This is a genomic window from Pseudomonas sp. J380 (assembly GCF_009827115.1).
In the GTDB taxonomy this organism is placed as follows: domain Bacteria; phylum Pseudomonadota; class Gammaproteobacteria; order Pseudomonadales; family Pseudomonadaceae; genus Aquipseudomonas; species Aquipseudomonas paracarnis.
Genome location: NZ_CP043060.1, coordinates 4,912,979 through 4,937,788, shown reverse-complemented (window position 1 = coordinate 4,937,788; position 24,810 = coordinate 4,912,979). Strand labels below are relative to the sequence as shown.

The 24,810-nt window shown below is 60.0% G+C and carries 25 protein-coding genes; 15 read left to right on the top strand and 10 right to left on the bottom strand.

The window, feature by feature from the left end; genetic code table 11:
* Positions 1 to 148: 148 nt before the first annotated feature.
* On the bottom strand, positions 149 to 2,059 hold the full coding sequence (locus tag FXO12_RS22545) for a sigma-54-dependent Fis family transcriptional regulator (RefSeq protein ID WP_057975554.1): 1,911 nt from the start codon (positions 2,057 to 2,059) through the stop codon (positions 149 to 151).
* Positions 2,060 to 2,331: 272 nt separating this feature from the next.
* Between FXO12_RS22545 and FXO12_RS22540 the strand changes: the two genes are divergently transcribed.
* From FXO12_RS22540 to ycaC, 10 genes are all read left to right on the top strand, one after another.
* Positions 2,332 to 3,852: an aldehyde dehydrogenase family protein gene (locus FXO12_RS22540; RefSeq protein ID WP_054896912.1), complete on the top strand. Its 1,521-nt coding sequence runs from the start codon at positions 2,332 to 2,334 to the stop codon at positions 3,850 to 3,852.
* Positions 3,853 to 4,068: 216 nt separating this feature from the next.
* Positions 4,069 to 5,502, top strand: a complete 1,434-nt coding sequence (gene eat, locus FXO12_RS22535) for an ethanolamine permease (RefSeq protein ID WP_057975555.1) — start codon at positions 4,069 to 4,071, stop codon at positions 5,500 to 5,502.
* A gap of 63 nt (positions 5,503 to 5,565) precedes the next feature.
* Positions 5,566 to 6,960, top strand: coding sequence for an ethanolamine ammonia-lyase subunit EutB (locus FXO12_RS22530; protein ID WP_057975556.1), 1,395 nt, complete (start codon positions 5,566 to 5,568; stop codon positions 6,958 to 6,960).
* On the top strand, positions 6,957 to 7,793 hold the full coding sequence (gene eutC / locus FXO12_RS22525) for an ethanolamine ammonia-lyase subunit EutC (RefSeq protein ID WP_057975557.1): 837 nt from the start codon (positions 6,957 to 6,959) through the stop codon (positions 7,791 to 7,793). Before FXO12_RS22530 ends, eutC begins: the two co-directional genes overlap by 4 nt.
* Positions 7,794 to 7,882: 89 nt before the next feature.
* Positions 7,883 to 8,341, top strand: a complete 459-nt coding sequence (locus tag FXO12_RS22520) for an N-acetyltransferase (protein ID WP_014720105.1) — start codon at positions 7,883 to 7,885, stop codon at positions 8,339 to 8,341.
* A 321-nt stretch (positions 8,342 to 8,662) separates the two neighbouring features.
* Complete coding sequence (locus tag FXO12_RS22515; protein WP_003194521.1) at positions 8,663 to 9,319, top strand: DedA family protein; 657 nt, start codon at positions 8,663 to 8,665, stop codon at positions 9,317 to 9,319.
* Between the two features lie 6 nt (positions 9,320 to 9,325).
* Positions 9,326 to 10,141 carry a zinc-dependent peptidase gene (locus FXO12_RS22510; RefSeq protein WP_057975558.1) on the top strand — a complete coding sequence of 272 codons (816 nt, stop codon included), beginning with the start codon at positions 9,326 to 9,328 and terminating at the stop codon, positions 10,139 to 10,141.
* 109 nt (positions 10,142 to 10,250) lie between these two features.
* Entirely contained in the window at positions 10,251 to 10,778 is a 528-nt protein-coding gene (gene ppa, locus FXO12_RS22505) for an inorganic diphosphatase (protein ID WP_003176323.1), read from the top strand.
* 211 nt (positions 10,779 to 10,989) lie between these two features.
* Positions 10,990 to 11,760: a S24 family peptidase gene (locus FXO12_RS22500; RefSeq protein ID WP_057975559.1), complete on the top strand. Its 771-nt coding sequence runs from the start codon at positions 10,990 to 10,992 to the stop codon at positions 11,758 to 11,760.
* 448 nt (positions 11,761 to 12,208) lie between these two features.
* Entirely contained in the window at positions 12,209 to 12,841 is a 633-nt protein-coding gene (gene ycaC / locus FXO12_RS22495) for an isochorismate family cysteine hydrolase YcaC (RefSeq protein ID WP_014720109.1), read from the top strand.
* Between the two features lie 152 nt (positions 12,842 to 12,993).
* Here the strand turns inward: ycaC and FXO12_RS22490 are convergent, their stop codons facing one another.
* The 9 genes from FXO12_RS22490 to FXO12_RS22450 form a co-directional block, all read right to left on the bottom strand.
* Positions 12,994 to 14,151: a glutathionylspermidine synthase family protein gene (locus FXO12_RS22490; RefSeq protein ID WP_057975572.1), complete on the bottom strand. Its 1,158-nt coding sequence runs from the start codon at positions 14,149 to 14,151 to the stop codon at positions 12,994 to 12,996.
* Between the two features lie 11 nt (positions 14,152 to 14,162).
* Positions 14,163 to 14,873 (bottom strand): DUF1190 domain-containing protein, encoded by a 711-nt coding sequence (locus FXO12_RS22485; RefSeq protein WP_032895116.1) that lies wholly within the window; start codon positions 14,871 to 14,873, stop codon positions 14,163 to 14,165.
* Positions 14,874 to 14,891: 18 nt separating this feature from the next.
* Positions 14,892 to 15,320 (bottom strand): DUF350 domain-containing protein, encoded by a 429-nt coding sequence (locus FXO12_RS22480; protein WP_003194539.1) that lies wholly within the window; start codon positions 15,318 to 15,320, stop codon positions 14,892 to 14,894.
* A 15-nt stretch (positions 15,321 to 15,335) separates the two neighbouring features.
* Positions 15,336 to 16,010 carry a DUF2491 family protein gene (locus FXO12_RS22475; RefSeq protein WP_054918144.1) on the bottom strand — a complete coding sequence of 225 codons (675 nt, stop codon included), beginning with the start codon at positions 16,008 to 16,010 and terminating at the stop codon, positions 15,336 to 15,338.
* On the bottom strand, positions 15,997 to 17,031 hold the full coding sequence (locus tag FXO12_RS22470) for an ion channel (protein WP_054896927.1): 1,035 nt from the start codon (positions 17,029 to 17,031) through the stop codon (positions 15,997 to 15,999). The genes FXO12_RS22475 and FXO12_RS22470 overlap by 14 nt, the downstream gene beginning before the upstream one ends.
* Before the next feature lie 72 nt (positions 17,032 to 17,103).
* Positions 17,104 to 17,664, bottom strand: coding sequence for a rhomboid family intramembrane serine protease (locus FXO12_RS22465; protein WP_054896928.1), 561 nt, complete (start codon positions 17,662 to 17,664; stop codon positions 17,104 to 17,106).
* A 156-nt stretch (positions 17,665 to 17,820) separates the two neighbouring features.
* Positions 17,821 to 18,519: a PspA/IM30 family protein gene (locus tag FXO12_RS22460; RefSeq protein ID WP_057975573.1), complete on the bottom strand. Its 699-nt coding sequence runs from the start codon at positions 18,517 to 18,519 to the stop codon at positions 17,821 to 17,823.
* 17 nt (positions 18,520 to 18,536) lie between these two features.
* On the bottom strand, positions 18,537 to 19,118 hold the full coding sequence (locus tag FXO12_RS22455; protein ID WP_057975574.1) for a YjfI family protein: 582 nt from the start codon (positions 19,116 to 19,118) through the stop codon (positions 18,537 to 18,539).
* Between the two features lie 229 nt (positions 19,119 to 19,347).
* The gene (locus FXO12_RS22450) at positions 19,348 to 20,379 is read right to left on the bottom strand and encodes a YhcG family protein (RefSeq protein ID WP_057975575.1); all 1,032 of its coding nucleotides are present in this window, start codon (positions 20,377 to 20,379) and stop codon (positions 19,348 to 19,350) included.
* A 174-nt stretch (positions 20,380 to 20,553) separates the two neighbouring features.
* On the opposite strand from FXO12_RS22450, the gene FXO12_RS22445 reads away from it, so the two are divergent.
* The 5 genes from FXO12_RS22445 to dxs all read left to right on the top strand — a co-directional run bounded on the left by FXO12_RS22445 (position 20,554) and on the right by dxs (position 24,806).
* On the top strand, positions 20,554 to 21,198 hold the full coding sequence (locus tag FXO12_RS22445) for an NAD(P)H-dependent oxidoreductase (RefSeq protein ID WP_082631510.1): 645 nt from the start codon (positions 20,554 to 20,556) through the stop codon (positions 21,196 to 21,198).
* Complete coding sequence (locus FXO12_RS22440) at positions 21,137 to 21,514, top strand: MerR family transcriptional regulator (protein WP_054918153.1); 378 nt, start codon at positions 21,137 to 21,139, stop codon at positions 21,512 to 21,514. Before FXO12_RS22445 ends, FXO12_RS22440 begins: the two co-directional genes overlap by 62 nt.
* 156 nt (positions 21,515 to 21,670) lie before the next feature.
* Positions 21,671 to 21,913 carry an exodeoxyribonuclease VII small subunit gene (locus FXO12_RS22435; RefSeq protein WP_003194556.1) on the top strand — a complete coding sequence of 81 codons (243 nt, stop codon included), beginning with the start codon at positions 21,671 to 21,673 and terminating at the stop codon, positions 21,911 to 21,913.
* Entirely contained in the window at positions 21,910 to 22,797 is an 888-nt protein-coding gene (gene ispA, locus FXO12_RS22430; RefSeq protein ID WP_057975576.1) for a (2E,6E)-farnesyl diphosphate synthase, read from the top strand. Before FXO12_RS22435 ends, ispA begins: the two co-directional genes overlap by 4 nt.
* A 110-nt stretch (positions 22,798 to 22,907) precedes the next feature.
* Positions 22,908 to 24,806 carry a 1-deoxy-D-xylulose-5-phosphate synthase gene (gene dxs, locus FXO12_RS22425; protein WP_057975577.1) on the top strand — a complete coding sequence of 633 codons (1,899 nt, stop codon included), beginning with the start codon at positions 22,908 to 22,910 and terminating at the stop codon, positions 24,804 to 24,806.
* Positions 24,807 to 24,810: the final 4 nt, after the last annotated feature.

Below are 24,810 nucleotides of genomic sequence, written 5' to 3'. Positions count from 1 at the left end.
CTGAGCACGAAACGCTCGCCGGTAGGATCCGGCACAAGGGAGGCCTTGAACCGCGCTGCCGGCGTTTTTAAGCTCAGCGTCTTCCAAGGTAGCGCGTGAGACAAAAAACGAGCAGTTCGCAATAACCAGGTTACTCCGACAGCGCCCCTTACTGCATGGCGTCCCGTGAAATGCCATGTTTGCGTAACTTGCGGTACAGCGTATTGCGACTGACCCCCAACTGTTCAGCCACATGGCTCATATGCCAGCGCTGCTGCGCCAGCGCGTTGAGCAATGCCTGGCGCTCGGCGTTCTCCAGCGGCGAGGCGCACGGCGCATCCACCCTCGCCCCTTGCGGCTGCGCTTGGCGAATCAGGGCCGGCAAGTCTTCAAGACCGACTCGCCCGCCCTCACAGAGCGCCACTACCGTGCGCAACACCGTACGCAACTGCCGCAGGTTGCCGGGCCATTGGAATGCTAACAAGGCCTGGCGCGCAGGTTCGTCCAGCATTACCTGCTCGTTGCCCGCTTCCTGGGCCAGGAGGAAGTCCAACAGTTGCGACTTGTCACTGCGTTCGCGCAACGGCGGCAGGGCCACTTCCAAGCCGTTCAAGCGGTAATACAGGTCTTCGCGAAAGCTGCCATCGGCCACGCGCTCCAGCAAATTACGGTGCGTGGCGCTGATGATGCGCACGTTCACCGCTTGAGGTTCGCCGCCGATAGGCACCACCAGGCGATCCTCCAGCACCCGTAACAGGCGGGTTTGCAACGCCAGGGGCATGTCGCCGATTTCGTCGAGAAACAGCGTGCCGCCGTCGGCCTGTTGCAGTTTGCCGCGCATGCCTTCTTTAAGGGCGCCGGTGAAACTGCCGGCGCGATAGCCAAACAGTTCGCTCTCGATCAGGTTTTCTGGAATCGCCGCACAGTTCAGCGCAACAAAGGCCTTATCGCCCCGCTGGCTGCCCTGGTGCACAGCCTTGGCGAAGGCTTCTTTACCGCAGCCGGTTTCGCCGTTGATCAGCAAGGGCACGTCGCGCTCGAACACTCGCGAGGCCTTGCGTAGCTCATTTTGCAACGCCGGGTCGCCCACGCAGATACCCAAAGGCCGTGGCGCCTGCGGCTTGATGATGGGTACCGGCACACTGCGCGGCTGGCCTCGCAGCGCTGCAAACAAAAGCCGGCCATCGCGGGTGCGCAGCGGCCAACTGGCCGTGGCATTCGCGCTGGCCCGCCCCAGTAACTGATCCAGGGAGCAGTCGAAAAATGCCTCCACCGGCTGGCCTACCAAGCCGCCGCGTAGCTGCCCCAACAGGTTCAGAGCGCTCTGGTTGACCGCACAAATGCGCCCTTCGCCATCAAACGCCAGCAAGCCTTCGCTGAACAACCCGACCGACTCGGCCTGCAGGTGGAAACGCAACAGCCAGTGGTGTTCGAAGTGGCGCAGGAAATAGCAACTTTCGATCATCTTGCCCGACAGGTTCACCAGCGCCATGGTGTGGAACTGGCTCTGGCGCGACACGGCTTCGCGGGCCGAGGACACATCCAGCACCGCCAGCAATTCACCATGTGGGTCGAACACCGGGCTGGCCGAACAGGTCAGCCCGGTATGACGGCCGCGAAAATGCTCGTCACGGTGGATCGTCAACGACTGCCGCTCCACCAGGCAGGTGCCGATGCCGTTGGTGCCTTCGCAGGCTTCGCTCCAGTCAGCGCCCAGCCATAAGCCGGCGCGCTCGAATATCTTGCGCTCGGACGGCGCGGTGACACAGTTGAGGATCACCCCACGCGCATCGGTGAGCAGCACCGCATGACCGGCGCCGGAGAGTTGCTGGTGCAGGCTGTTCATTTCGCTGCCGGCGATGTGCAGCACTTGGCGCAGGCGCTCGCGACTTTCCAGCAAGCGCCCGTGCTCGAGCACGGTGGGCGCGATGGTCAGCGCCGGGTCGAGGTGGTAATCCTCCACGCAGCGCAGCCAGGAACGGGCGATGGACGGATCGCTGCCAGGCCCTTGGGAAAGCTCTTGGCCACGGGTGACGGTCAAGACTTGCTGGGCATGGCGACTGAAATGATCGTTATGCATGTTCTTATTATTCTCCCTGCGTGAGAACGCCCAGCATCCCCCAGCCATCCGGCCATTGCAATCCCGGCCCGACCCACCGGTCACAGGCTGTATCGTTTATGGCACAAACTGTCACCTTGCCTGTATCACTCCCGTCACGGCAAAGCCTTGCAACAAAGCCCAACCTCTTGATTCTGCTGGCCCGCACGGCGATGGCCCGACCTTTGCTCTACGCTTTATAACGCGCTCGCAGCGCTGTACTCCGATAAACATAAAAGCAGGAGATGCCCACCATGCGTTATGCACACCCCGGTACCGAAGGCGCCATCGTTTCGTTCAAGGCCAAATACGGCAACTACATCGGCGGCGAATTCGTGGCGCCGGTCGATGGCAACTACTTCTCCAACACCTCGCCGGTCAACGGCAAGCCCATCGCCGACTTCCCGCGCTCCACTGCCAAAGACATCGACAAAGCACTGGACGCCGCCCACGCAGCCGCAGACGCCTGGGGCAAAACCAGCGCCCAGGACCGCTCGCGGGTACTGCTGAAAATCGCCGACCGCATCGAGCAAAACCTCGAACTGCTGGCCATCACCGAAACCTGGGACAACGGCAAGGCCGTGCGCGAAACCCTCAACGCCGACATCCCTCTGGCCGCCGACCACTTCCGCTACTTCGCTGGCTGCATCCGCGCCCAGGAAGGCAGCAGCGCGGAAATCAACGAACTCACCGCCGCCTACCACTTCCACGAACCGCTGGGTGTGGTTGGCCAGATCATCCCGTGGAACTTCCCGCTGCTGATGGCCGCGTGGAAACTCGCACCGGCCCTGGCCGCCGGTAACTGCGTGGTGCTCAAGCCAGCCGAGCAAACGCCGCTGGGCATCAGCGTGCTGATGGAGCTGATCGGCGACTTGCTGCCACCGGGCGTGCTGAACGTGGTGCACGGTTTCGGCAAGGAAGCTGGCGAAGCCCTTGCCACCAGCAAGCGCATCGCCAAGATCGCCTTTACCGGTTCAACGCCTGTGGGCTCGCACATCATGCATGCCGCGGCCGAGAACATCATTCCGTCCACGGTCGAGCTGGGCGGCAAGTCGCCGAACATCTTCTTCGCCGACATCATGAAAGCGGAACCTGCATTTATCGAAAAAGCCGCCGAAGGCCTGGTGCTGGCGTTCTTCAACCAGGGCGAAGTGTGCACCTGCCCTTCCCGCGCTCTGGTGGAAGAGTCGATCTACGATGACTTCATGAAAGTGGTGATGAAGAAGGTCGAGTCGATCAAGCGTGGTGACCCGCTGGACACCGACACCATGGTCGGCGCCCAAGCGTCCGAGCAGCAGTTCGACAAGATCCTGTCCTACCTGGAAATCGCCAAGGGCGAAGGCGCGCAATTGCTCACCGGTGGCAAGGTCGAGAAGCTCACGGGCGACCTGGCCACCGGCTATTACATCCAGCCGACCCTGCTCAAGGGCACCAACGACATGCGTGTGTTCCAGGAAGAAATCTTCGGCCCGGTGGTAAGCATCACCACTTTCAAGGATGAAGCCGAAGCCCTGGCGATTGCCAACGACACCGAGTTCGGCCTGGGCGCCGGCCTGTGGACCCGCGACATCAACCGCGCCTACCGCATGGGCCGGGCGATCAAGGCCGGCCGTGTATGGACCAACTGCTACCACCTGTACCCGGCGCATGCCGCGTTTGGTGGTTACAAGAAGTCTGGCGTGGGCCGTGAAACCCACAAGATGATGTTGGATCACTACCAGCAGACCAAGAACTTGCTGGTGAGCTACGACATTAATCCGTTGGGCTTTTTCTAACTCAGCCTTATAGCAAGCAACCAGTTCCCAACTTGAAATGCAATCAAGTGTGGGAGCTGGCTTGCCTGCGATAACGATGTATCAGCCAAATAAGGGGTAGCTGACAGGCCGCTATCGCAGGCAAGCCAGCTCCCACATTTGATATCACAAGCAATTGCTACCTCGTTCGGCACACAGACGCCGAGTCAAAAACAATAAGAATGGAAGGTACTTCCCATGCCTAGCGAACCCACTGGTTCTTCTGTCGACTTCGAAAAAGTCGGCACCGATTATTTTCAACAACGCGAACTGAAAAAAGGCGCCGCCGGCTGGGTACTACTGGTTGGCCTTGGCGTCGCCTATGTTATTTCCGGCGATTACGCCGGCTGGAACTTCGGCCTGGCCCAAGGCGGCTGGGGCGGCATGTTCCTCGCCACTTTGCTGATGGCCACCATGTACCTGTGCATGTGCTTTTCCCTGGCCGAGCTGTCCTCCATGATCCCCACTGCTGGCGGTGGCTACGGTTTTGCCCGCAGCGCCTTTGGCCCTTGGGGCGGGTTCCTCACGGGTACTGCCATCCTTATCGAATACGCCATCGCCCCCGCCGCCATCGCAGTGTTTATCGGCGCCTATTGCGAGTCGTTGTTCGGCATTGGCGGCTGGATGATCTACCTGGCGTTCTACATAATCTTTATCGGCATCCACATCTTTGGTGTGGGCGAAGCCTTGAAGCTGATGTTCGTGATCACCGCCGTCGCCGCGATTGCCCTGGGCGTGTTCCTGGTGTCGATGGTGCCGCACTTCAACGTCGCCAACCTGTTGGATATACCCGTGACCGAGGCCAAGGGCGCCAGCAGCTTCCTGCCGTTCGGCTACGTCGGCGTGTGGGCCGCGATCCCTTATGCCATCTGGTTTTTCCTGGCGGTGGAAGGCGTGCCCCTGGCCGCTGAAGAAACCAAGAATCCCAAGCGCGACCTGCCGCGCGGGCTGATCGGCGCGATTGTGGTGCTGACCAGTTTTGCCCTGTTGATCCTGGTGATCGCGCCGGGCGGTGCGGGGGCTTACGCGCTGATCAAATCCGGCAACCCGCTGGTTGAAGCCTTGGCGTTGTCCTACGGCGGTTCCACCTGGATGGGCAGCTTCGTCAACCTGGTCGGCCTGGCCGGTTTGATCGCGAGCTTTTTCTCGATTATCTACGCCTATTCGCGGCAGATCTTTGCCTTGTCCCGTGCCGGTTACTTGCCGCGCAAATTGTCCGAGACCAACAAGAGCAAGGCGCCAGTATTGGCACTGGTGATCCCCGGGATTATCGGCTTTGGCCTGTCGCTGACCGGCCAGGGTGACTTGCTGATCCTGGTGGCGGTGTTTGGCGCCACCATTTCCTACGTATTGATGATGGCCGCCCACATCACCCTGCGCATTCGTCGCCCTAAAATGGAGCGGCCATACCGCACGCCGGGGGGCATTTTCACTTCAGGCGTGGCACTGGTGCTGGCTTGCGTGGCCGTAGTGGCGGGCTTTCTGGTGGACCCGCGCGTGGTGATTGGCGCGGCGATCATCTATGGAGTATTAATTGCTTACTTTGCTTTCTACAGCCGGCATCACTTGGTAGCAGGCACGCCGGAAGAGGAATTCGCGGCGATCCAGGCCGCAGAGGCCGCTCTGCACTAACTGCCGAAAACCTCGACGCGGTGCCTTGCCCACAGCAGGCCCGCGTCATCAAGGAGACACTGTATGGCAAGTTTTTCCCACGCGGTGGGTGCTCAAACCTACCGCTTCGACAGCCTCAAGGACGTGATGGCCAAGGCCAGCCCCGCACGCTCCGGGGACTTCCTCGCCGGTGTCGCCGCCCAGAATGACGGTGAGCGTGTGGCGGCGCAGATGACGCTGGCGAATATCCCGCTCAAGCACTTCCTGCAAGAAGCACTGATTCCTTATGAAAGCGATGAAGTCACCCGGCTGATCATCGACACCCACGATAAACAGGCGTTTGCAGCGGTCAGCCACCTAACCGTCGGCGGCCTGCGCGACTGGCTGCTCAGCGATGCGGCTGATGAACATACCCTACGCGCATTGGCGCCAGGGCTGACACCGGAAATGGCCGCGGCCGTGTCCAAGATCATGCGCGTGCAAGACCTGGTGCTGGTGGCGCAGAAGATCCGCGTGGTCACCCAGTTTCGCGGCACCCTGGGCCTGCGCGGGCGCTTGTCCACGCGCTTGCAGCCCAACCACCCCACCGACGAACCGGCCGGCATCGCCGCGAGCATTCTCGACGGCCTGCTGTACGGCAACGGCGACGCCATGATCGGCATCAACCCGGCCACCGACAGCATCGCCTCGATCTGCGCCATGCTCGAGATGCTGGACGCGATCATCCAGCGCTACGAAATCCCCACCCAGGCCTGCGTGCTCACCCACGTCACCACCTCCATCGAAGCGATCAACCGCGGCGTACCGCTGGACCTGGTGTTTCAGTCAATTGCCGGTACCGAAGCGGCCAATGCCAGTTTCGGGATCAACCTGAACGTGCTGCAGGAAGGTTACGACGCCGGCTTGAGCCTCAAGCGCGGCACCCTGGGCCAGAACCTGATGTACTTCGAAACCGGCCAGGGCAGCGCCTTGTCGGCCAATGCGCACTTTGGCGTCGACCAGCAAACCTGTGAAACCCGTGCCTACGCCGTGGCGCGGCACTTCAAGCCGTTTCTGGTGAACACCGTGGTCGGTTTTATCGGCCCGGAGTACCTGTACAACGGCAAGCAGATTATCCGCGCCGGCCTGGAAGACCACTTCTGCGGCAAACTGCTCGGCGTGCCCATGGGTTGCGATATCTGCTACACCAACCACGCCGAAGCCGACCAGGACGACATGGACACCCTGCTGACCCTGCTCGGTGTGGCCGGCATCAACTTCATCATGGGCATCCCCGGCTCCGACGACATCATGCTCAACTACCAGACCACCTCGTTCCACGACGCTCTGTACGCGCGGCAAACATTGGGTTTAAAACCGGCGCCGGAGTTCGAGCAGTGGCTGGCGAAAATGGGCATCTTCACGCAGGCCGATGGCAAGGTGCACTTTGGCAACAGCCTGCCACCGGCCTTTCGTCACGCCTTGGCGCAATTGGGATGAAGGAGCCGACTGTGCAACCAGAATTGCCTGACAACCCGTGGCTGGAACTGCGCCGCCTGACCCCGGCGCGTATTGCCCTGGGCCGCACCGGCACCAGCCTTCCCACCAGCGCCCAACTGGACTTCCAGTTTGCCCACGCCCAGGCGCGGGACGCGGTGCACCTGCCCTTCGATCACGCCGGGCTCAGCCACCAACTGGCCGAACGTGGCCGAGACAGCCTGTTGTTGCACAGCGCCGCCACGGACCGGCACATCTACCTGCAACGCCCGGACCTTGGGCGACGCCTGAGCGATGAGTCGGCGCAAACGCTGCGCGACTACGCCCTGGCCCAGCCCGGTGGCGTGGACTTGGCCATCGTGGTGGCCGATGGCCTGTCGGCACTGGCCGTGCATAAACATACAGCGCCGTTTCTGGCGCGCCTGGAAGAACAAGCCCACGCCGAAGGCTGGTCCTTGTCACCGGTGATCCTGGTGGAGCAAGGCCGCGTAGCGGTGGCCGATGAAATCGGGCAGCTACTGGGCGCCAAGATGGTGGTGATCCTGATCGGCGAACGACCGGGGCTCAGCTCGCCGGACAGCCTGGGCCTGTATTTCACCTACAACCCCAAGGTCGGCCTCACCGATGCCTATCGCAACTGCATCTCCAATGTGCGGCTGGAGGGCTTGAGTTATGGCATGGCGACCCATCGCCTGCTGTACTTGATGCGAGAGGCGTGTCGCCGGCAGTTGTCGGGGGTCAATCTCAAGGATGAGGCACAGGTTCAGACCCTCGAATCCGACGACCCGGACCTGATGAAGGGCAATTTCCTGCTCAGCCCGGCAGATGACCGCTAGCGGCACGATTGCGCTTTTTAGCGTCATTAGGCAGCATCGAGTCACGGCCGCTCGTGTGGTCATACCCCATTTGGAAGTTGAGGCCTGGCATGCGGATTACTCAAGCGACCCTGGAACACCTGGACCTGTTGACCCCGTTGTTCGTCAAATACCGCGAGTTCTACGGGGCCTTGCCGTTCCCGGACTCGTCACGGGCCTTCCTGGAAAAGCGCCTGCGGCGCAAGGAGTCGGTGATCTACCTGGCCCTGGCCGACGATGACGACAAGCGGCTGCTGGGGTTTTGCCAGCTGTATCCGAGTTTTTCTTCGTTGTCGCTCAAGCGAGTGTGGATCCTCAACGACATCTATGTGGCCGAGGACGCACGCCGGCAACTGGTGGCTGACAACCTGATGCGCACGGCCAAGAAAATGGCCAAGGACACCCACGCTGTACGGTTGCGGGTATCGACCAGCAGCGATAACGACGTGGCGCAGAAGACCTATGAATCGATTGGGTTTCGCGAAGACACCGAATTCAAAAACTACGTGTTGCCGATCAACGAAGACTGAAAACCAGTCAGCCAGACACCGCACTATCCTTGTGGGAGCTGGCTTGCCTGCGATGGCGGAGTGTCAGCGAGCATTTCTCATACTGACCCACCGCTATCGCAGGCAAGCCAACTCCCACATTGGATCCGGCGACTGGCTTGAAGCCCAACCCCTTCACAATTTCGCGACACTCCCCGCTACAAAAGCCACACGCTTTTCACCTCTCAATCCGTATAATGCCGACCTTTCAGGGTTGTAAGAACCGCGACAATTACTTGTAGCCTTATTGCCTGAGCTTCCGCACAAGCCCGCTGAGTCGGGCTATTCACACAGGTGCCATCCATGGATTTCAACCCGCTCGACCTTATCCTGCATCTCGACGTCTACCTCGACATGCTGGTAACCAATTACGGTCCGTGGATCTACGCCATTCTGTTCCTGGTGATTTTTTGCGAAACCGGCCTGGTGGTCATGCCTTTCCTGCCGGGCGACTCCTTGCTGTTCATCGCCGGTGCTGTAGCGGCTGGCGGCGGTATGGACCCAGTCCTGCTGGCCGGCCTGCTGATGCTGGCGGCCATCCTCGGCGATAGCACCAACTACGTGATCGGACGAACGGCGGGCGAGCGCTTGTTCAGCAACCCGAACTCCAAGATCTTCCGCCGCGACTACCTGCAAAAAACCCACGACTTCTACGACAAGCACGGCGGCAAGACCGTGACCCTGGCGCGCTTCCTGCCGATCCTGCGTACCTTCGCGCCGTTCGTCGCGGGCGTGGCCAAGATGCCGTACCCGCGCTTCTTCGGCTTCAGCGTACTGGGCACCATCCTGTGGGTCGGTGGCCTGGTGACCTTGGGTTACTTCTTCGGCAACGTGCCTTTTATCAAGAAGAACCTGTCGCTGCTGGTGGTGTTCATCATCCTGCTGTCACTGGTGCCGATGATTATTGGCGTAGTGCGCAGCCGCTTTGGCCGCACGTCCTCCGAAGCCAACCCGCACTGACTCCCCGTGTGGTCCCTCAGCGCCTGGCGTCGCCGGCGCCTGCTGGCCAAGCACCCGATTGCCGATGACACCTGGCAACGGGTGCGCCACCACCTGACCTTCCTCGACGGCATCACGCCGGAGCAAGACCAGTGGCTGCGCGAAGCCTGCGTGGTGTTCCTCAGCGAAAAACACCTCACCGCCCTGCCCGGCGTCGAACTGCATCAGGAACAACGCCTGTTGCTCGCCGCCCAGGCGCAATTGCCGCTGATGAACCTGGGCGACCTCGACTGGTACCAGGGCTTCCATGAGATCGTGTTGTACCCCGACGACTTCCTCAGCCCGCAACGCCATCGCGATGCCAGTGGCGTGGAGCACGAATGGGACGGCGAACACAGCGGCGAAGCCTGGCAACAAGGCCCGGTGATTCTCGCCTGGCCTGGTGTGCTCGCCAGCGGCCAATGGGAAGGCTACAACCTGGTCATCCACGAGCTGGCGCACAAGCTGGACATGCTCAACGGCGACGCCAACGGCCTGCCGCCTCTGCACCATGACATGCGCGTGCAGGACTGGGCCAGCGTCATGCAAGGCGCCTTCGATGACCTCAATCGCCAGTTGGACGCCAACCCAGACGCCGAGACCGAGATAGACCCTTACGCTGCGGAAAACCCGGCGGAATTCTTTGCCGTCACCAGTGAATATTTCTTCAGCGCCCCGGATTTACTGGTCAACAGTTATCCACAGGTGTACGCCCAACTCAGCCGCTTTTATCGCCAGGATCCCCTGGCCCGCCTGACTCAACTGCAAGCCAGCGACCCGCGCTACTCGCCACAGGGCGAATGACCGTACGACGCTTGGCGCATGGCATAGGCGTCAGAATATGCCTATAATCGCCGCCACTTTTAGGCCAATCCGGCCATGTCACATGGCCAACTAACGGGGGCAACGCCCAATGAGCTACAGCAAGATTCCGGCTGGCAAAGACCTGCCGAACGACATCTACGTCGCCATCGAAATTCCGGCCAACCACGCGCCGATCAAATACGAAATCGACAAAGACAGCGACTGCCTGTTCGTTGACCGTTTCATGGCCACCCCGATGTTCTACCCGGCCAACTACGGTTTCATCCCCAACACCCTGGCTGACGACGGTGACCCCCTCGACGTGCTGGTCGTGACCCCTTACCCGGTCACCCCAGGCTCGGTTATCCGCGCCCGCCCAGTCGGCATCCTGAACATGACCGACGACGGCGGCGGCGATGCCAAAGTCATCGCAGTGCCACACGACAAGCTGTCCCAGCTGTACGTGGACGTGAAGGAATACACCGACCTGCCGCCACTGCTGCTGGAACAGATCAAGCACTTCTTCGAGAACTACAAAGACCTCGAAAAAGGCAAGTGGGTGAAGATCGACGGTTGGGGCAACGCAGACGCCGCCCGCGCCGAGATCATGAAGTCGGTTGCTGCCTACAAAGGCTGATACCCGCACCTCAGTGCCACGGCAAATAAAAAGCCCCGTTAATTCGGGGCTTTTTTATGGGCCAGACTAAACATCAAGTTCAATGTTTAGTTGCAGCGTTTAACCAAGTTGCATACATGAAAGATCAAGCCATAACTAAGCCAGATCCTACAACGGCAAATCAACGCATGGTTTATTTGATGGGACTTTCCGGCCAGTAAACTCTGCGTTTATGAATACATCAGGTGATCGTTTAAAAGCACTACTACGGGAAGTTCATCTTTCCGCCTCCGACTTCGCCAAGAACCGCGGCGTCACGCCTCAGCACGTGAACAACTGGTTCAAACGCGGCGTCCCCATGGGCCGACTCAACGAGATCGCAGAATTGCTGTGCGTCTCAAGTCGCTGGTTAAGCGACGGTAAAGGCCCCAAGCACCCGCCTGCCAACTACCTGTTGGAAGGCCCCATCGCAAGGATTGCAACCACCCGCGAAGACACAGGCAAATACCTCACAGGCCCCGCCTGCCGCCCGGAAAAAACCGACGTGGAGATCCCTCTCCACCCCACCTTCACCTCAACCGAACGCATCCGCGTCTCCTTGCACAATCTGGAAACCCTCAACGTCAACCCCGACCGCGCGATAGGCGCCTACATGGTCGACAACAGCATGATCGACATCATCCAACAAGGCGCCACCCTCGCCATCGACCGAGGCCGCACCCAAATCATCGACGGTGAAATCTACGCCGTTGAACACGACGGCATGCTGCGCATCAAATACCTCTACAACCGTCCTGGCGGCGGCCTGCGCATGCGCAGCCACAACGCCAGCGAACACCCGGACGAATACCTCAACCACGAAGAACGCTTCGAACAAAGCTTCAAGATCGTCGGCTGGGTATTCTGGTGGTCCACCCTCAACAACCGCCGCCCAGCGGTGCCACTGGATGAACACCTGCTGGGCTGGGAAGGCTCTAAATCGGAACCGGAGGTGGGCAACTGAGGTGAATGTGGGTATCATGCGCCGCACATTTGGCAGGGGTCGCTTTTAGCTGATTTCCTGCCGGCGAAGCGGAGGAGTTCCCGCGGATGCCCCTACTATTCAGCCTGACGCAATGTGGGCTGAGCGATTTGAAGGCTGGTGAGGTTTGTCAAAAACAAGCTGAGGCAGTCCCCGAGAAGCCGGCCACAAGCCGGCTTTTTAATGCCCGTAAAACACAGTTCAATTACCCAACAGCTGCTGGCCCACCCTTCAATCAATGTCATTGAGGCAGACAATTCATTCCTGTTCTGCGCAGCGACCTGAGGCCTGAAATCGCGCCTTAACCATTGTCCACCTTGAGTTGACAGTAAGACTCCTTCCACCCGATTTATCCCTCGTCACCCACCCATTAATCTGTGCCCATGTTGAACGCAACGCCCAACCAACCTAAACAAAAAAGGATTCAACCATGAGCACTGCAACCTACAACCGCTTGAACAAAGACGACGCCATTGTTCTGCTGGTCGATCACCAGACCGGCCTGATCTCCCTGGTGCAGGACTTCTCCCCCAACGAGTTCAAGAACAACGTGCTGGCCCTGGCTGACCTGGCCAAGTTCTTCAACTTGCCGACCATCCTCACCACCAGTTTCGAGCAAGGCCCTAACGGCCCGCTGGTGCCGGAGTTGAAGGAGATGTTCCCGGACGCGCCGTATATCGCTCGCCCTGGTCAGATCAATGCCTGGGACAACGAGGATTTCGTCAAGGCGATCAAGGCCACGGGGCGTAAGCAAATCATCATTGCCGGTGTGGTGACGGATGTGTGTGTGGCGTTCCCGACGTTGTCGGCGCTGGCGGAAGGGTTTGAGGTGTTTGTGGTGACGGATGCGTCGGGCACGTTCAACACCACGGTGCAGCAGGCGGCGTGGAGCCGGATGACACAGGCCGGTGCACAGTTGATGAACTGGTTCTCGGTGGCGTGTGAGTTGCACCGCGACTGGCGCAACGATATCGAAGGGCTGGGGAATTTGTTGTCCCAGCGGATTCCTAACTACCGCAATTTGATGAACAGCTACTCGGCCCTGTCTGCTCGCCAGAGCTAAGACTGCCATGCTCCGTATTGAGCCTGCCTGAAAAGGCAGGCTTTTTTATGGGTGTAGATTGAGATGCGTGTGGGTGACGCGGAGCGTCACTGGATGCATTACCACGCGGAGCGTGGGAACGATCAAGCGGAGCGTGGGAACGATCAACTTCCTTAATCCAGGATCAAGTGCGGCAGAAACCGGCTTGAGTCCTTGGTGATCAAGCTATTGTCCTCTCGCACACCTATTCCAGCGGCCTGGTCGCCAATGACCCAGGAGCCGATCAGCGTGTAGCTGTCCCCAAATTTTGGCAGCGGTGCGAACTCCTGAAGGATGAAGGGCGCATCCGTGTAGGGGCCGCCTTCTTTTACGATCAGGCCGTCGGCGGTTTGTAGTTCGATGTTGGCGCCTTCCCGGGAGAAGAACGGCTTGCGCACCCAGCCTTTTGGCACGGCCTTGCCTGGGTCGGTGTCCAGGTGGGACGCGAGCAGGTTGGGGTGGCCTTGGTTGAACTCCCACAGCAGCGGCAGGATGCCTTTGTTGGAGAGGATCGATTTCCACGCGGGTTCGAAGAACTGCGTGTCGCTCTTGGCAATCGCGGCACCAAAGGGCTCGTGGAAGATGAACTCCCAGGCGTGCAGTTTGAACAGGTGGGGGATCCAGCGATCTTCAAGGTCGACGAAGCGGCCTTCGCTGGTCAGGCCGATGTCTTCGACGTCGATGTGGCGCGATTCGATGCCGACTTTTTCGGCAACCAGACGCAGGTAGTCGGTGGTGCCTTTGTCTTCGATGGAGTCTTTCATCGAGGCGAAGTAGAACGGCTGGTTGACCTGCAGTTGGGCGAAGGCCTGGTGCAGTTTGGTGTCGATGCTATTGAACTGGTCGGCGTGCTTGGGCAGCAGGCCGCGCTCGATGCATTGTTCCAGCCAGCCCCACTGAAACGCGGCTGCTTCATAGAGGCTGGTGGGGGTGTCGTAGTTGAGCTCCAGCAACTTGGCGGGCCCGCTGCCGTTGTAGGAGAAGTCCATGCGCCCGTACAGGTGCGGGTGACCTTCGAGCCATGAGGTTCGGATCATGTCGTAGAAAGGCGCGGGGATGCTCAGGCGTTCAAGCAGTTCTTCGCTGTGGACCACGCGGGCGACGAGGTCCATGCACATGTCATGGAGCTCGGCGGTCGGGTCTTCGAGGTCGCGCTCGATTTGCTTGAGCGTGAACTGGTAGTACGCGCTTTCGTCCCAGTAAGGTTCGCCGTCAATGGTATGGAACAGGAAGCCAAGACTCTCGGCTGTATGTTTCCAGTCATGACGCTCTGCGCATTGGATCTTCTTCATGGCCGGTTTCCTTAGCTGCTCGACCCGCCGCCCCAGCCGCTGCGTGCGCTGGCTTTGCTGCCGAAGCCGCCGCGAGAGGTGGCCGATGAAACCGAGCTCGACTTAGGTGAAGAGCGCAGCGTGCTGGTGTAATTGCTGCTGCCGTAGCGGGCCTGGTTGGAACGGCCAAAGGTCGCGCCATTGGACACGCGCTGGTTGAGCGTCGAATTACCGTAGTTGCCGCGATCATCGCGATAGCGGTACACCGGTTCCGAACGGTAGCTGTTGCGGTTGTTGCTAAGCATGTTGCCGATCAGCAAGCCGGTCAGCAGGCTGCTGGTGGAGAAGCCTGAGCCGCCGCCGCTGGCCTGAGCGTTGGCCGCTTGCGCATTGGCAGCGTCGACCTGGGATTGGGTCACCTGGCCTTCGGCGGTCAGTTCGAAACCGCCCAAGCGCGGGATGAATTTGCCGGTGGAGTCTTGCTGGCACCAATCAGCAACAAAGTCGGCGTCGCAATCGGCCTGGCTGTCATACACCGGCGCAATGCGGCGATGCTCGGCCATGGCCGTCATGTAGGCGTCCGAGCAGACGTCCACCGGAAGTTTTTCATCGGCGCATTGCTGTACCGACTGGAAGTTGTACTTCTTTTGCAGGTCGTAGGTTTTTTCCGTTGGGCCACAGCCGGATATCGCCATGGCGACCGACGCTGCCAGCGACAGCTGGACGTACTTGCTTCGTTTCATCGGGAGCTCCGTGGGCAATCAGTTCGAGGTGGGCGTCATGCACGCGGCATTCAGCATGCCGACGCTGATGGCCACCGCGGCCACGTAGATACCGGCCGCCAGTTCGCCCTTCTTGATGCGCTCGGACGTGCCTTTGAGCACCAGGCTGGTCAGCAGGAACGCCAGCAGTTGGACGACGGCGGCGATCACGGCCCAGACGATGAAGTCGAGAACGTTGATCGAGTAGGCAATCACGTTGCTGGCCGGAATGGCGAAACCGACGATGGCACCGCCCAGGGCGACCGCTGCGGAGGTGTTGCCCGCACGGATCAGTTCGAACTCCTTGTGCGGGGTGATGCGGGTGTAGATGAACTGGAACAGCGCGAACAGTACCGCAGCCCCCAGGATGTAGAGGACAAAGCCGAGCACCGCAGCTTTGTTGAGGGAGATGGAGAGTGCTTCTAGCATGGACGGCTTCCTTTTTTAGAGCGTAGTCAGGTCGGTGGTGTACAGCGAAATGCCCAGGGATGTGCTCAGGCTGATGGTGCCTTCGGCATCTTCTTCGACGGAGAACAGCAGGAACTCTCGACGGTCGGTCAGGCCGGTGTCGCGGGCGTATAGCATCGAACGGTGCTCGACGCTGTAGGTGGCTTCTGGGCTGGTGACCTGTTCGCTCATCGCCACCAATTCGGTCTGGCCGTCCTCGCTGCCCCACTCCCGGAAGTACTCAACGCCGTCGTGGGTGTAGGTCGGCAGCCCGATCAGGCTCTGTGGGCCCGCCAGCCTGCGCAGTTCCGCTTCACTGCTGATGGTGACGTAGCTGAGGTAGTTGAACAGAATCACTGACTCGACCTGGCCCGCTATCTGGCCGGTGGTGTGCACCTGCAACCAATAATCTTCGTCGTTCATGTAATAGCGCGACAGCCAGGTGGACTGGCCAAGATCGATGGTGCCATTGCTCCAGATTTCCTGGGAGCCGGGGATCACCACGTTGGTTTTTTCATCGAGCAGCAATTTCAGGGTGGTGTCGAACATCACGCCCTTGCCCGGCGCCAGGCCCAAAGGGCCAGTGGCAGGCAGGCTTGGGCTGGCGGTTCGGCTCGAGTCGGTAGTGGCTTTTGGGGCCTCAAGCCCCATCAACTGTTTAAGCCATCCCATGGGAGATTTCCTTAAGGCGAGTGGAAGCGATGTAGAAGAGTTCGCCGCCTTTGACCTCTGTGGCACTGGGCGGGTTGATCGATGGCTGCTGAACACCTTTGGCGCGATAGCCGATGAGGGTGGCGTTGTGGCGCTCCTTCATCTGCGTGTACAGCTCGCCGAATGTTGCCTCAAAGGCTTCGGGCAATTTCATCAGGTACTGGGTGGCGCCCTGCCCCACGCACAGCAACTCATTGATGACCACCGACGAGCCCGGATCCTGAGAGGCGCGCACCAGCATTTCGATAGCCATGCTGGACGTGCATTCCAGGCGCGGGGCGTAGGAGCTGGCCAGTGCAGCGATTTCACTTTCGTTGAAGTGGGCGACCACATGCCCGACGGGGCTCAGTTGATTCACCGCCAGCACGGTGGCCAGCGTCAGGTCATCAGACGGGGTTCGCACCAGCACACGCTCGGCACCGGGCACACCGGCACGCAGCAACAGTGCGGTGGAAGACAGGCTTTCGCCGCGGATGAACGCTGCTTTGCCCGGCATCGGATTTTCTTCAAGGCTGCAATCGCAGATCACGATCAGGTTGTCGTTCGAGGTTTCGTCTTGCAGCAACAATTCAATCACCCGCTCGCTGGACGCGCCCTCCCAGCCGATCAGCACGGTATGGCCGACCTTGCCGGTGAAATCACCTTTGCCCTTCATGCCTTTTCTCCATGCATCGATAACACTGCTGGTGGTTTTGCCGATGGCGGCCGTGAGCAGCGCAATGCCCCCGAGCATGACCCAGGTCGCCACGAAAATTCGTCCCGCCGAGGTCTGCGGCGCGAGGTCGCCATAGCCGACGGTGAGTGTGGTGGTGAGGTAGAAGTAGATAAACGTGGCGGGAGCGGTGAGGTGTTGTTCGCCCAGCAACACCAGGCCCAGGTAAGCCGTGCTCAGGTGGACACCCAAGGCAACGATCAGCCCTGCCCAACCGAAGCGGTGAAAGAGGGACGAGGCGTACATGCGTAACAGTAGGAAAATCGACATTTGGCCCCTGGCTCCCTGGGTACTTGAATCCTGACGACAGCATCGCCTCGGCGTCTGGATGCTCAAGTGCGTTCACCCGGCATTAAACCCGCTGCGCGGCGTGGATAGAAGTACCTTGGCTGCAATAAATCCGGCGAGCGCACCAAACAGATGCCCTTCGAAGGAAACGCCCTGCCGCGGAAGGAAGCCCACGACCAGTCCGCCATACAGCAAAGCCACGACAGCGGCTGTTAGCAGGTTGCCCCAGCTTCTATGGAACCAGGCGCGAGACAGCAGATAAGCCCATAGCCCGAACACCCAGCCGCTGGCGCCGACGTGTACGCCTGAAAAACCAAACAGCCAGACCAACAAGCCGCCCAGCAGAATGATGATGGCGCTGACGGCGATGAACCGGTTGACCCCTTCGATGATGACCAGAGAACCCAGGATCACAAAGGCAATCAGGTTGGCGCTCAGGTGGGCGAAGGAGGCGTGCAAAAACGGCGAGGAGAGGATGCCGAACAGACCCTGCACCGTTCTTGGGATTAGCCCGAATGCCATGAGGCTGTAACCGGTCGCCACATTGAGCAGTTGCAGCGCGACCATGAAGAGGGCCAGGCCTGCGATTGTCTTGAAACCCTTCAAGGCGTTCATCCTGACCTCAACATACAAAAGAAAGGCACTGCCACTGTGGCGAGGGAGCTTGCTCCCGCTGGGGCGCGAAGCGGCCCCAAAAACAGGACTGCTGCGCAGCCCAGCGGGAGCAAGCTCCCTCCCCACAAAGTTGCAGGCTTAACTGACCTGCGTTGATTACTCAGCCGACTTTTGCTTCAGACGCTCCAGAATCGCATTGGCACTGCCTTCGTTCGGCGTGATGCCGGCATCGCGCAGTTTGCGCTCCAGGTCCGTGCCCGTTGACGCATCAGCCAGCTCATCCTGGGCTTGCAGCTCAGCGGCACGTTGCTGCTGCTTGGCCTGCAAGCGGTTGAGCGTACCGACCGCGGTTTCCAGCTTGCCGTTGGCACCGCCGCTGGCAATGGAGGCACTGACCTGGGCCTTTTGCACGCTGTCGCGAGCCTTGGCCATGTCCACTTGCTGGCGCAGGCTTTTGATGCGGCTCTCGGCTTTGGTGATGTCTTTGCGCATGCTTTCAGCGTACCCACCGAACTCGGTCGTCTGCTTTTGCTCCACGTCCCGCTCGTTGGTCAGGGTCGAAATGGCTTCGGCCACTTCCAGGGCGAGGTCTTCACGGTTGGCCTGGATAGCGGCCATCGCCTTGGATTCCAGGTCTTTGATCTTGGCGTCGTACTCGCCAACGCGATCAGCCGCCAGTTTGTGCTTGGCCATGATGCTTACCAATTCACGCTTGGCGTTGGCCAAGGCGCTGTCGGCATCGCGAATTTCCTGGTCGAGGATGCGCAGGGCCTGTTGGTCGACGATCGATTCGCCGACTTCGCTGGCACCGCCACGCAACGCGGTGAACAATTTGCTCCAGATGGACTGAGTCATTGGATTTTCCCGAATAATTAAATGAAGAAACGTTCGAAGGCTTCGCTGGCGCGCTGCACGTTATCAACCAGGGTTTTCACCTCGGTCACGATGTTGGTCAGGCTGGAGTCGGAGCTGAGCGCACCGAACATGTTGTAAACCACCTGCCCGTTCGGCATGGACTCGATACCGATGGACGACAACGGGAACATCTCCCGGCTGCGCAGCACGGCGTCGTTGAATTTCGCGACATCGTTGATGGACTCGGCGTCGACCAGGACGGTATCCACGATGATTTGCTCGCCCACCACCGCGATGTAAATCGGCAAGCCACCAAAGTCGTTCATCTCCATCTTGATGCTGGACTCGGAGCCTTGGACGAGAGAAAGCGTAATGTCATTGGACGTCACGTCATCCAGCGCCTGAAGAGCACTGAAGAGGCGATCGATATTCCAGTTGGTACCTGCGCTCATGAAATTCTCCGACATGAATGAGCCAGCCAGGATCGGTTGGCGTAGCTGTTTCTCCATTTGCTTGAGCAGGCTTCGGTTTTCGGGAAGCACCCAAGTCTCGTGTTTCACATAACCGGCCGCCGCCAGCCCCGCACGCATCTGCTTCATGTAAAAGCTCGACGGTTTTTTTGCAGGCGATTTCAAGCGCTCTCCCTTGAGGCTTGCTGAATCGGTATCGGGCCCTGCTGATGGGCTCGATGGAGAGCTGCTGTTCATTGGTACTGACCTCGCTGTGAAAAACTCACGCGTGAGAAAATCTACAGGCAATCCTCAAGGCACTCAATAGCTCACGCGTGAGATTTTTCCTTACATTTTTCAGCCACCGAAAAGACCCAGCCTATCCCGCCAACTCTCGCTCGATTTGCTCGATGCTAGGCAAGCTCGACTGCAGTTCGACTGGCAAAGACTCCATCAGTTGATATTCCGCCACACCAATAGGTCGGTTGTTATCGCGCAGTGCATATTCAGCCAACACTTCATTTTTACCCTTGCACAGCAAGAGACCGATAGTCGGGCCGTCTTGTGGGTGCTTTATCTCGGCATCCACCGCCGCAAGATAGAAGCTCAATTTGCCCAGATGCTCGGGCTTGAACTTGCCCGCCTTGAGTTCGATCACCACATAGCAACGCAGCTTCAGGTGATAGAACAACAGGTCGATGAAGAACTCATCGCCGCCTACATTCAGCAGCACTTGCCGGCCAACGAAGGCAAAACCTGCGCCCAACTCCAACAAGAAGTCAGTGACATGCTTGATCAGGGCGTTTTCGATTTCGCGCTCTTGTGCATTCTGACCCAGGCTGAGGAAATCAAAGCGATAAGGGTCCTTAAGAGACTCGCGAGCCAGGTCGGATTGCGCTTTGGGCAGATGGCTTTCGAAGTTGCTCACTGCCTTGCCACTGCGCTCCAACAGGCGGTTTTCAATGTGCATCACCAAGGTGTTGCGCGACCAACTATGCTTGATCGTTTGGATGGCGTACCAACGTCGCGTTTCAGGGCCGGGAAGTTTGTCCAGAAGCGCGATTTGATGGTACCAAGGCAATTGTGCAAGCACCTCTTGCACAAACTCCGAATCCGGCCACGCCTCGGCAAAAGCCCTCATGTACTTAAGATTGCGCGGCGAAAAACCCTTGATGTCCGGAAAGGCCGCTCGCAGATCTTGCGCAAGGCGGTCAATCACTTTACTACCCCAGCCTTGAGCGTGCTGACGCGTCAAAATATCGTGGCCGAGCTGCCAGTAGAGCAGTACCAGTTCACGATTGACTGCAATTGACGCACGTTGTTGCGCCTGATGGATGCGGCCCTTGAGGTCTGTCAGCCAATCGCCGTAGCCCTCAGGAGGCGCGATCAACCCGATAGAAGTTTCGCTCATGCCTTTTTTACTCTGGTGTTTTCGGCAGGCTAGCCAGCCGACAGTACCGTCACAAGCGTTCGTGAACAGTTCAAGAAGGGGCCTGCGTACCTCACAGAAAGGTCCTGCTGGCACTTGACTCTCCCCTATACGGCACCCCCTACCCTGAATGCCCTTTTCTCAGAACTTATCACCATGAGTCAGCGCATTCTGGTCATTCTCGGCCACCCGTCCGCCGATAGCTTTTGTTCCGCCCTCGCACACACTTATATCCACGCTGCTAAAACGGCCGGTCACGAAGTCCGCGTCCTGCGCCTGGGTGATCTCAGGTTCGACCCCATCCTTCATCATGCTTACACCCAGGTTCAAGCGCTGGAACCTGACGTGCTCAGCGCCCAAGCCGACATCCTTTGGGCCGAGCATCTGGCCTGGGTTTTCCCTGTCTGGTGGGGCGGTATCCCGGCACTGATGAAGGGCTTTATCGACCGCGCGTTCCTACCCGGCTTTGCCTTCAAGTACCGCGCAGGCAAGGCATTCCCAGACACGCTGCTAAAGGGCCGAACCGCGCACTTGTTAGTGACCCTAGACACGCCGCCGTGGTATTACCGCTGGGCTTATCGCATGCCGGCCATCCACCAAATGCGGCGCACCACGCTGGCGCTGTGCGGCATCGCGACGAGCAAGACGCTGCTGTTGGGGCCGGTGCTGGGCTCTTCGCTGACGCAGCGGGCCAAGTGGCTCAACCAGGCCGGCGCACTATTTGAAAAAGGGAATTTTCATGTACATCGGCAAAGCCGCGCAGTTGTCCGGCACGACCATCAAGGCGATTCGTCACTATGAGGCAATCGGGCTGATGCCAGCGCCTGCGCGTCGGGGCGGTTATCGCGTTTATACCGAGCAGAGTGTCGAGCGGCTGATGTTTATAAAGTGCGCGCAACAGCTGGGGTTCAAGCTCAAGGAATTACAGGAGATTTTGCAGGGGTACGAGGGTGATGCGCTTCCCTGGGACAAGGCTGACCAAGCCATCGCCAATAAGAAGCAAGCGTTAGCCATGCAAATTGTGACATTGCAGAATATGCATCAGGGTTTATTGGTCTTCGAGGCCCAATTGAAAGCGGCGCAGGGGAAGTGCTGGGTCGCCACGAAGGCAAGCTGAGACTCGGTGAACCGAATAAGGTCGCTAATCGGCTCATGGGGTGAGCCGAATAAACCCATCAATCGGCTCACATCACCGTGTGTGCGCCACTCATTTGCCCCAATCCCCCATGTCTGCTAGTGTCGCGCCGGTTTACCGTCTACCGGAATTGCCGCCATGGCCCGCAAAAAAGTTGCACTCGATTTCGAACAATCCCTCGCCGACCTGCAAGCCCTGGTCGAGCGTCTGGAGAACGGCGAGTTGTCGCTGGAAGACTCGTTGACAGCGTTTGAGCAAGGCATCGGCCTGACCCGCGACTGTCAGAGCGCGTTGGCGCAGGCGGAGCAGAAGGTCCAGGTGTTGCTGGAGCGTGACGGGGAGTTGGCCGAAGAGCCTTTCGATGCGGAACAGCCGGAATGATCAGCGCATACCAGGCCAGTAGCCAAGCCCGGGTGAATGCCGCGCTGGAGCCCCTGTTTGTTGCGCCAAGCCCGGAAATGACGCGCCTCTATGAGGCCATGCGCTACAGCGTGATGAATGGCGGCAAGCGTGTGCGCCCGTTGCTGGCCTATGCCGCCTGCGAAGCTCTCGGGGCGCCGGCAGCCGAGGCGAATGGTGCGGCCTGTGCGGTCGAGTTGATCCACGCCTATTCCCTGGTGCATGACGACTTACCGGCAATGGACGACGATGATTTGCGTCGCGGCCAGCCCACCACCCACAAAGCCTTCGATGAGGCCTACGCAATTCTGGCCGGAGATGGCTTGCAGAGCCTGGCGTTCAGCGCATTGCTGGACCCGACGCTAAGCAGCGTCAACGCCGAGATCCGCCTGCGCATGGTCACCGCCTTGGCCCACGCCGCAGGCCCGGCTGGCATGGTCGGCGGGCAAGCCATCGACATGGGCTCGGTCAGCCTCAAGCTGGATCAAAAAGCCTTGGAACACATGCATCGCCACAAGACCGGCGCGCTGATTGAGGCGGCCGTGCAGTTGGGCGCCCTGGCCAGTGGCCGCGCCGGCGCCGAGCAATTGGCGGCCCTGCAGACCTACTCCCGCGCTATCGGCCTGGCCTTCCAGGTGCAGGACGATATTCTCGACGTGGAAAGTGATACCGCCACCCTCGGCAAACGCCAAGGCGCCGATATCGCACGGGACAAGCCGACTTATCCTGCATTGCTGGGGCTGCAAGCCGCCAAGGCGTATGCCGTCGAGCTGCGCGACCAGGCCCTGGATGCCCTGCGACCTTTCGACGCGGCGGCCGAGCCACTGCGTGACCTGGCGCGGTATATCGTCGAACGTCGCCACTGACAGCCGCGGCCATTTGCGCCGCATATCGGCCAAGTTAGGCCCTCTGCGTGGGCAGTTTGCACGGCTTGAGGTAAACTGCCGCCTCTTCTATACCTATAACGATTCGCCTGATGCCCACGACGTTTCAAGAGATTCCCCGCAAACGCCCGTCTACGCCCCTGCTCGACCGTGCTGCCACGCCGGACGGCCTGCGTCGACTGGGTGAAGCCGAGCTGGAAACCCTGGCCGATGAGCTGCGCCTGGAATTGCTCTACACGGTCGGCCAGACCGGTGGGCATTTTGGCGCCGGGCTGGGCGTGATCGAGCTGACCATCGCCTTGCATTACGTGTTCGACACCCCGGACGACCGGCTGGTGTGGGACGTGGGCCACCAGGCGTATCCGCATAAAATCCTCACCGGCCGTCGCGAGCGCATGGCCAGCCTGCGCCAGAAGGACGGCCTGGCCGCCTTCCCGCGCCGTTCCGAGAGCGAGTACGACACCTTTGGCGTCGGCCACTCCAGCACGTCCATCAGTGCAGCGCTGGGCATGGCGATTGCCGCCCGCCTGCAAGGCAGTGAGCGCAAGGCGATTGCGGTGATTGGTGATGGCGCGCTGACCGCAGGCATGGCCTTCGAAGCGCTGAACCATGCGCCGGAAGTGGACGCCAACATGTTGGTGATCCTCAACGACAACGACATGTCGATTTCGCGCAACGTGGGTGGCCTGTCCAATTACCTGGCGAAGATCCTCTCCAGCCGTACCTACGCCAGCATGCGCGAAGGCAGCAAGAAAGTGCTGTCGCGCCTGCCTGGCGCGTGGGAAATCGCGCGTCGCACCGAAGAATACGCCAAGGGCATGCTGGTACCCGGCACCCTGTTCGAAGAGCTGGGCTGGAACTACATCGGCCCTATCGACGGCCACGACCTGCCCACCCTGATCGCCACGTTGCGCAACATGCGCGACCTCAAGGGCCCGCAATTCCTGCATATTGTCACCAAAAAAGGCAAAGGTTTCGCTCCGGCGGAAGTCGACCCGATTGGTTACCACGCGATCACCAAGCTCGAACCCCTCGATGCCCCCGCCGCCGCGCCGAAAAAGGCCAGCGGGCCGAAGTATTCCGGGGTGTTTGGCGAATGGCTGTGCGACATGGCCGCCGCCGACCCGCGTCTGGTAGGGGTTACCCCGGCGATGAAGGAAGGCTCCGATCTGGTGGCGTTCAGCGAGCGTTTCCCGCTGCGTTACTTCGACGTGGCGATTGCCGAGCAACACGCCGTTACCTTCGCGGCCGGCATGGCCTGCGAAGGCGCCAAGCCAGTAGTGGCGATCTACTCCACCTTCCTGCAACGCGGTTATGACCAGCTGGTTCACGATGTGGCGGTGCAGAACCTCGATGTGCTGTTCGCCATCGATCGCGCCGGCCTGGTAGGCGAAGACGGCCCGACCCATGCCGGCAGTTTCGATCTCTCGTACCTGCGCTGCATCCCCGGCATGCTGGTGATGACTCCGAGCGACGAGAACGAACTGCGCAAGATGCTCAGCACCGGCCACCTGTACAACGGCCCGGCCGCTGTGCGGTACCCGCGCGGCACCGGCCCGAACGCCGTGATCGAAAAAGACCTGGAGCCGATTGAAATCGGTAAAGGCATCGTGCGTCGCCAAGGCAGCAAAACTGCATTCCTGGTGTTTGGCGTACAACTGGCCGAAGCCTTGAAAGTCGCTGAGAAGATCGACGCTACCGTGGTCGACATGCGGTTCGTCAAGCCACTGGATGACGCGTTGGTGCGCGAGATCGCCGCTGGCCATGAGCTGCTGGTGACCGTCGAAGAGAACGCCATCATGGGCGGCGCCGGTGCGGCGGTCAGCGAGTTCCTGGCGCGGGAGAATATCCTCAAGTCGGTGCTGCACCTGGGCTTGCCGGATGTATACGTTGAGCACGCCAAGCCGGCGCAGATGCTGGCTGAATGCGGGTTGGATGAGGCGGGTATCGAGGCGTCCGTTCGCGAGCGCCTGGCGCTACTGAATCTGTAATCTG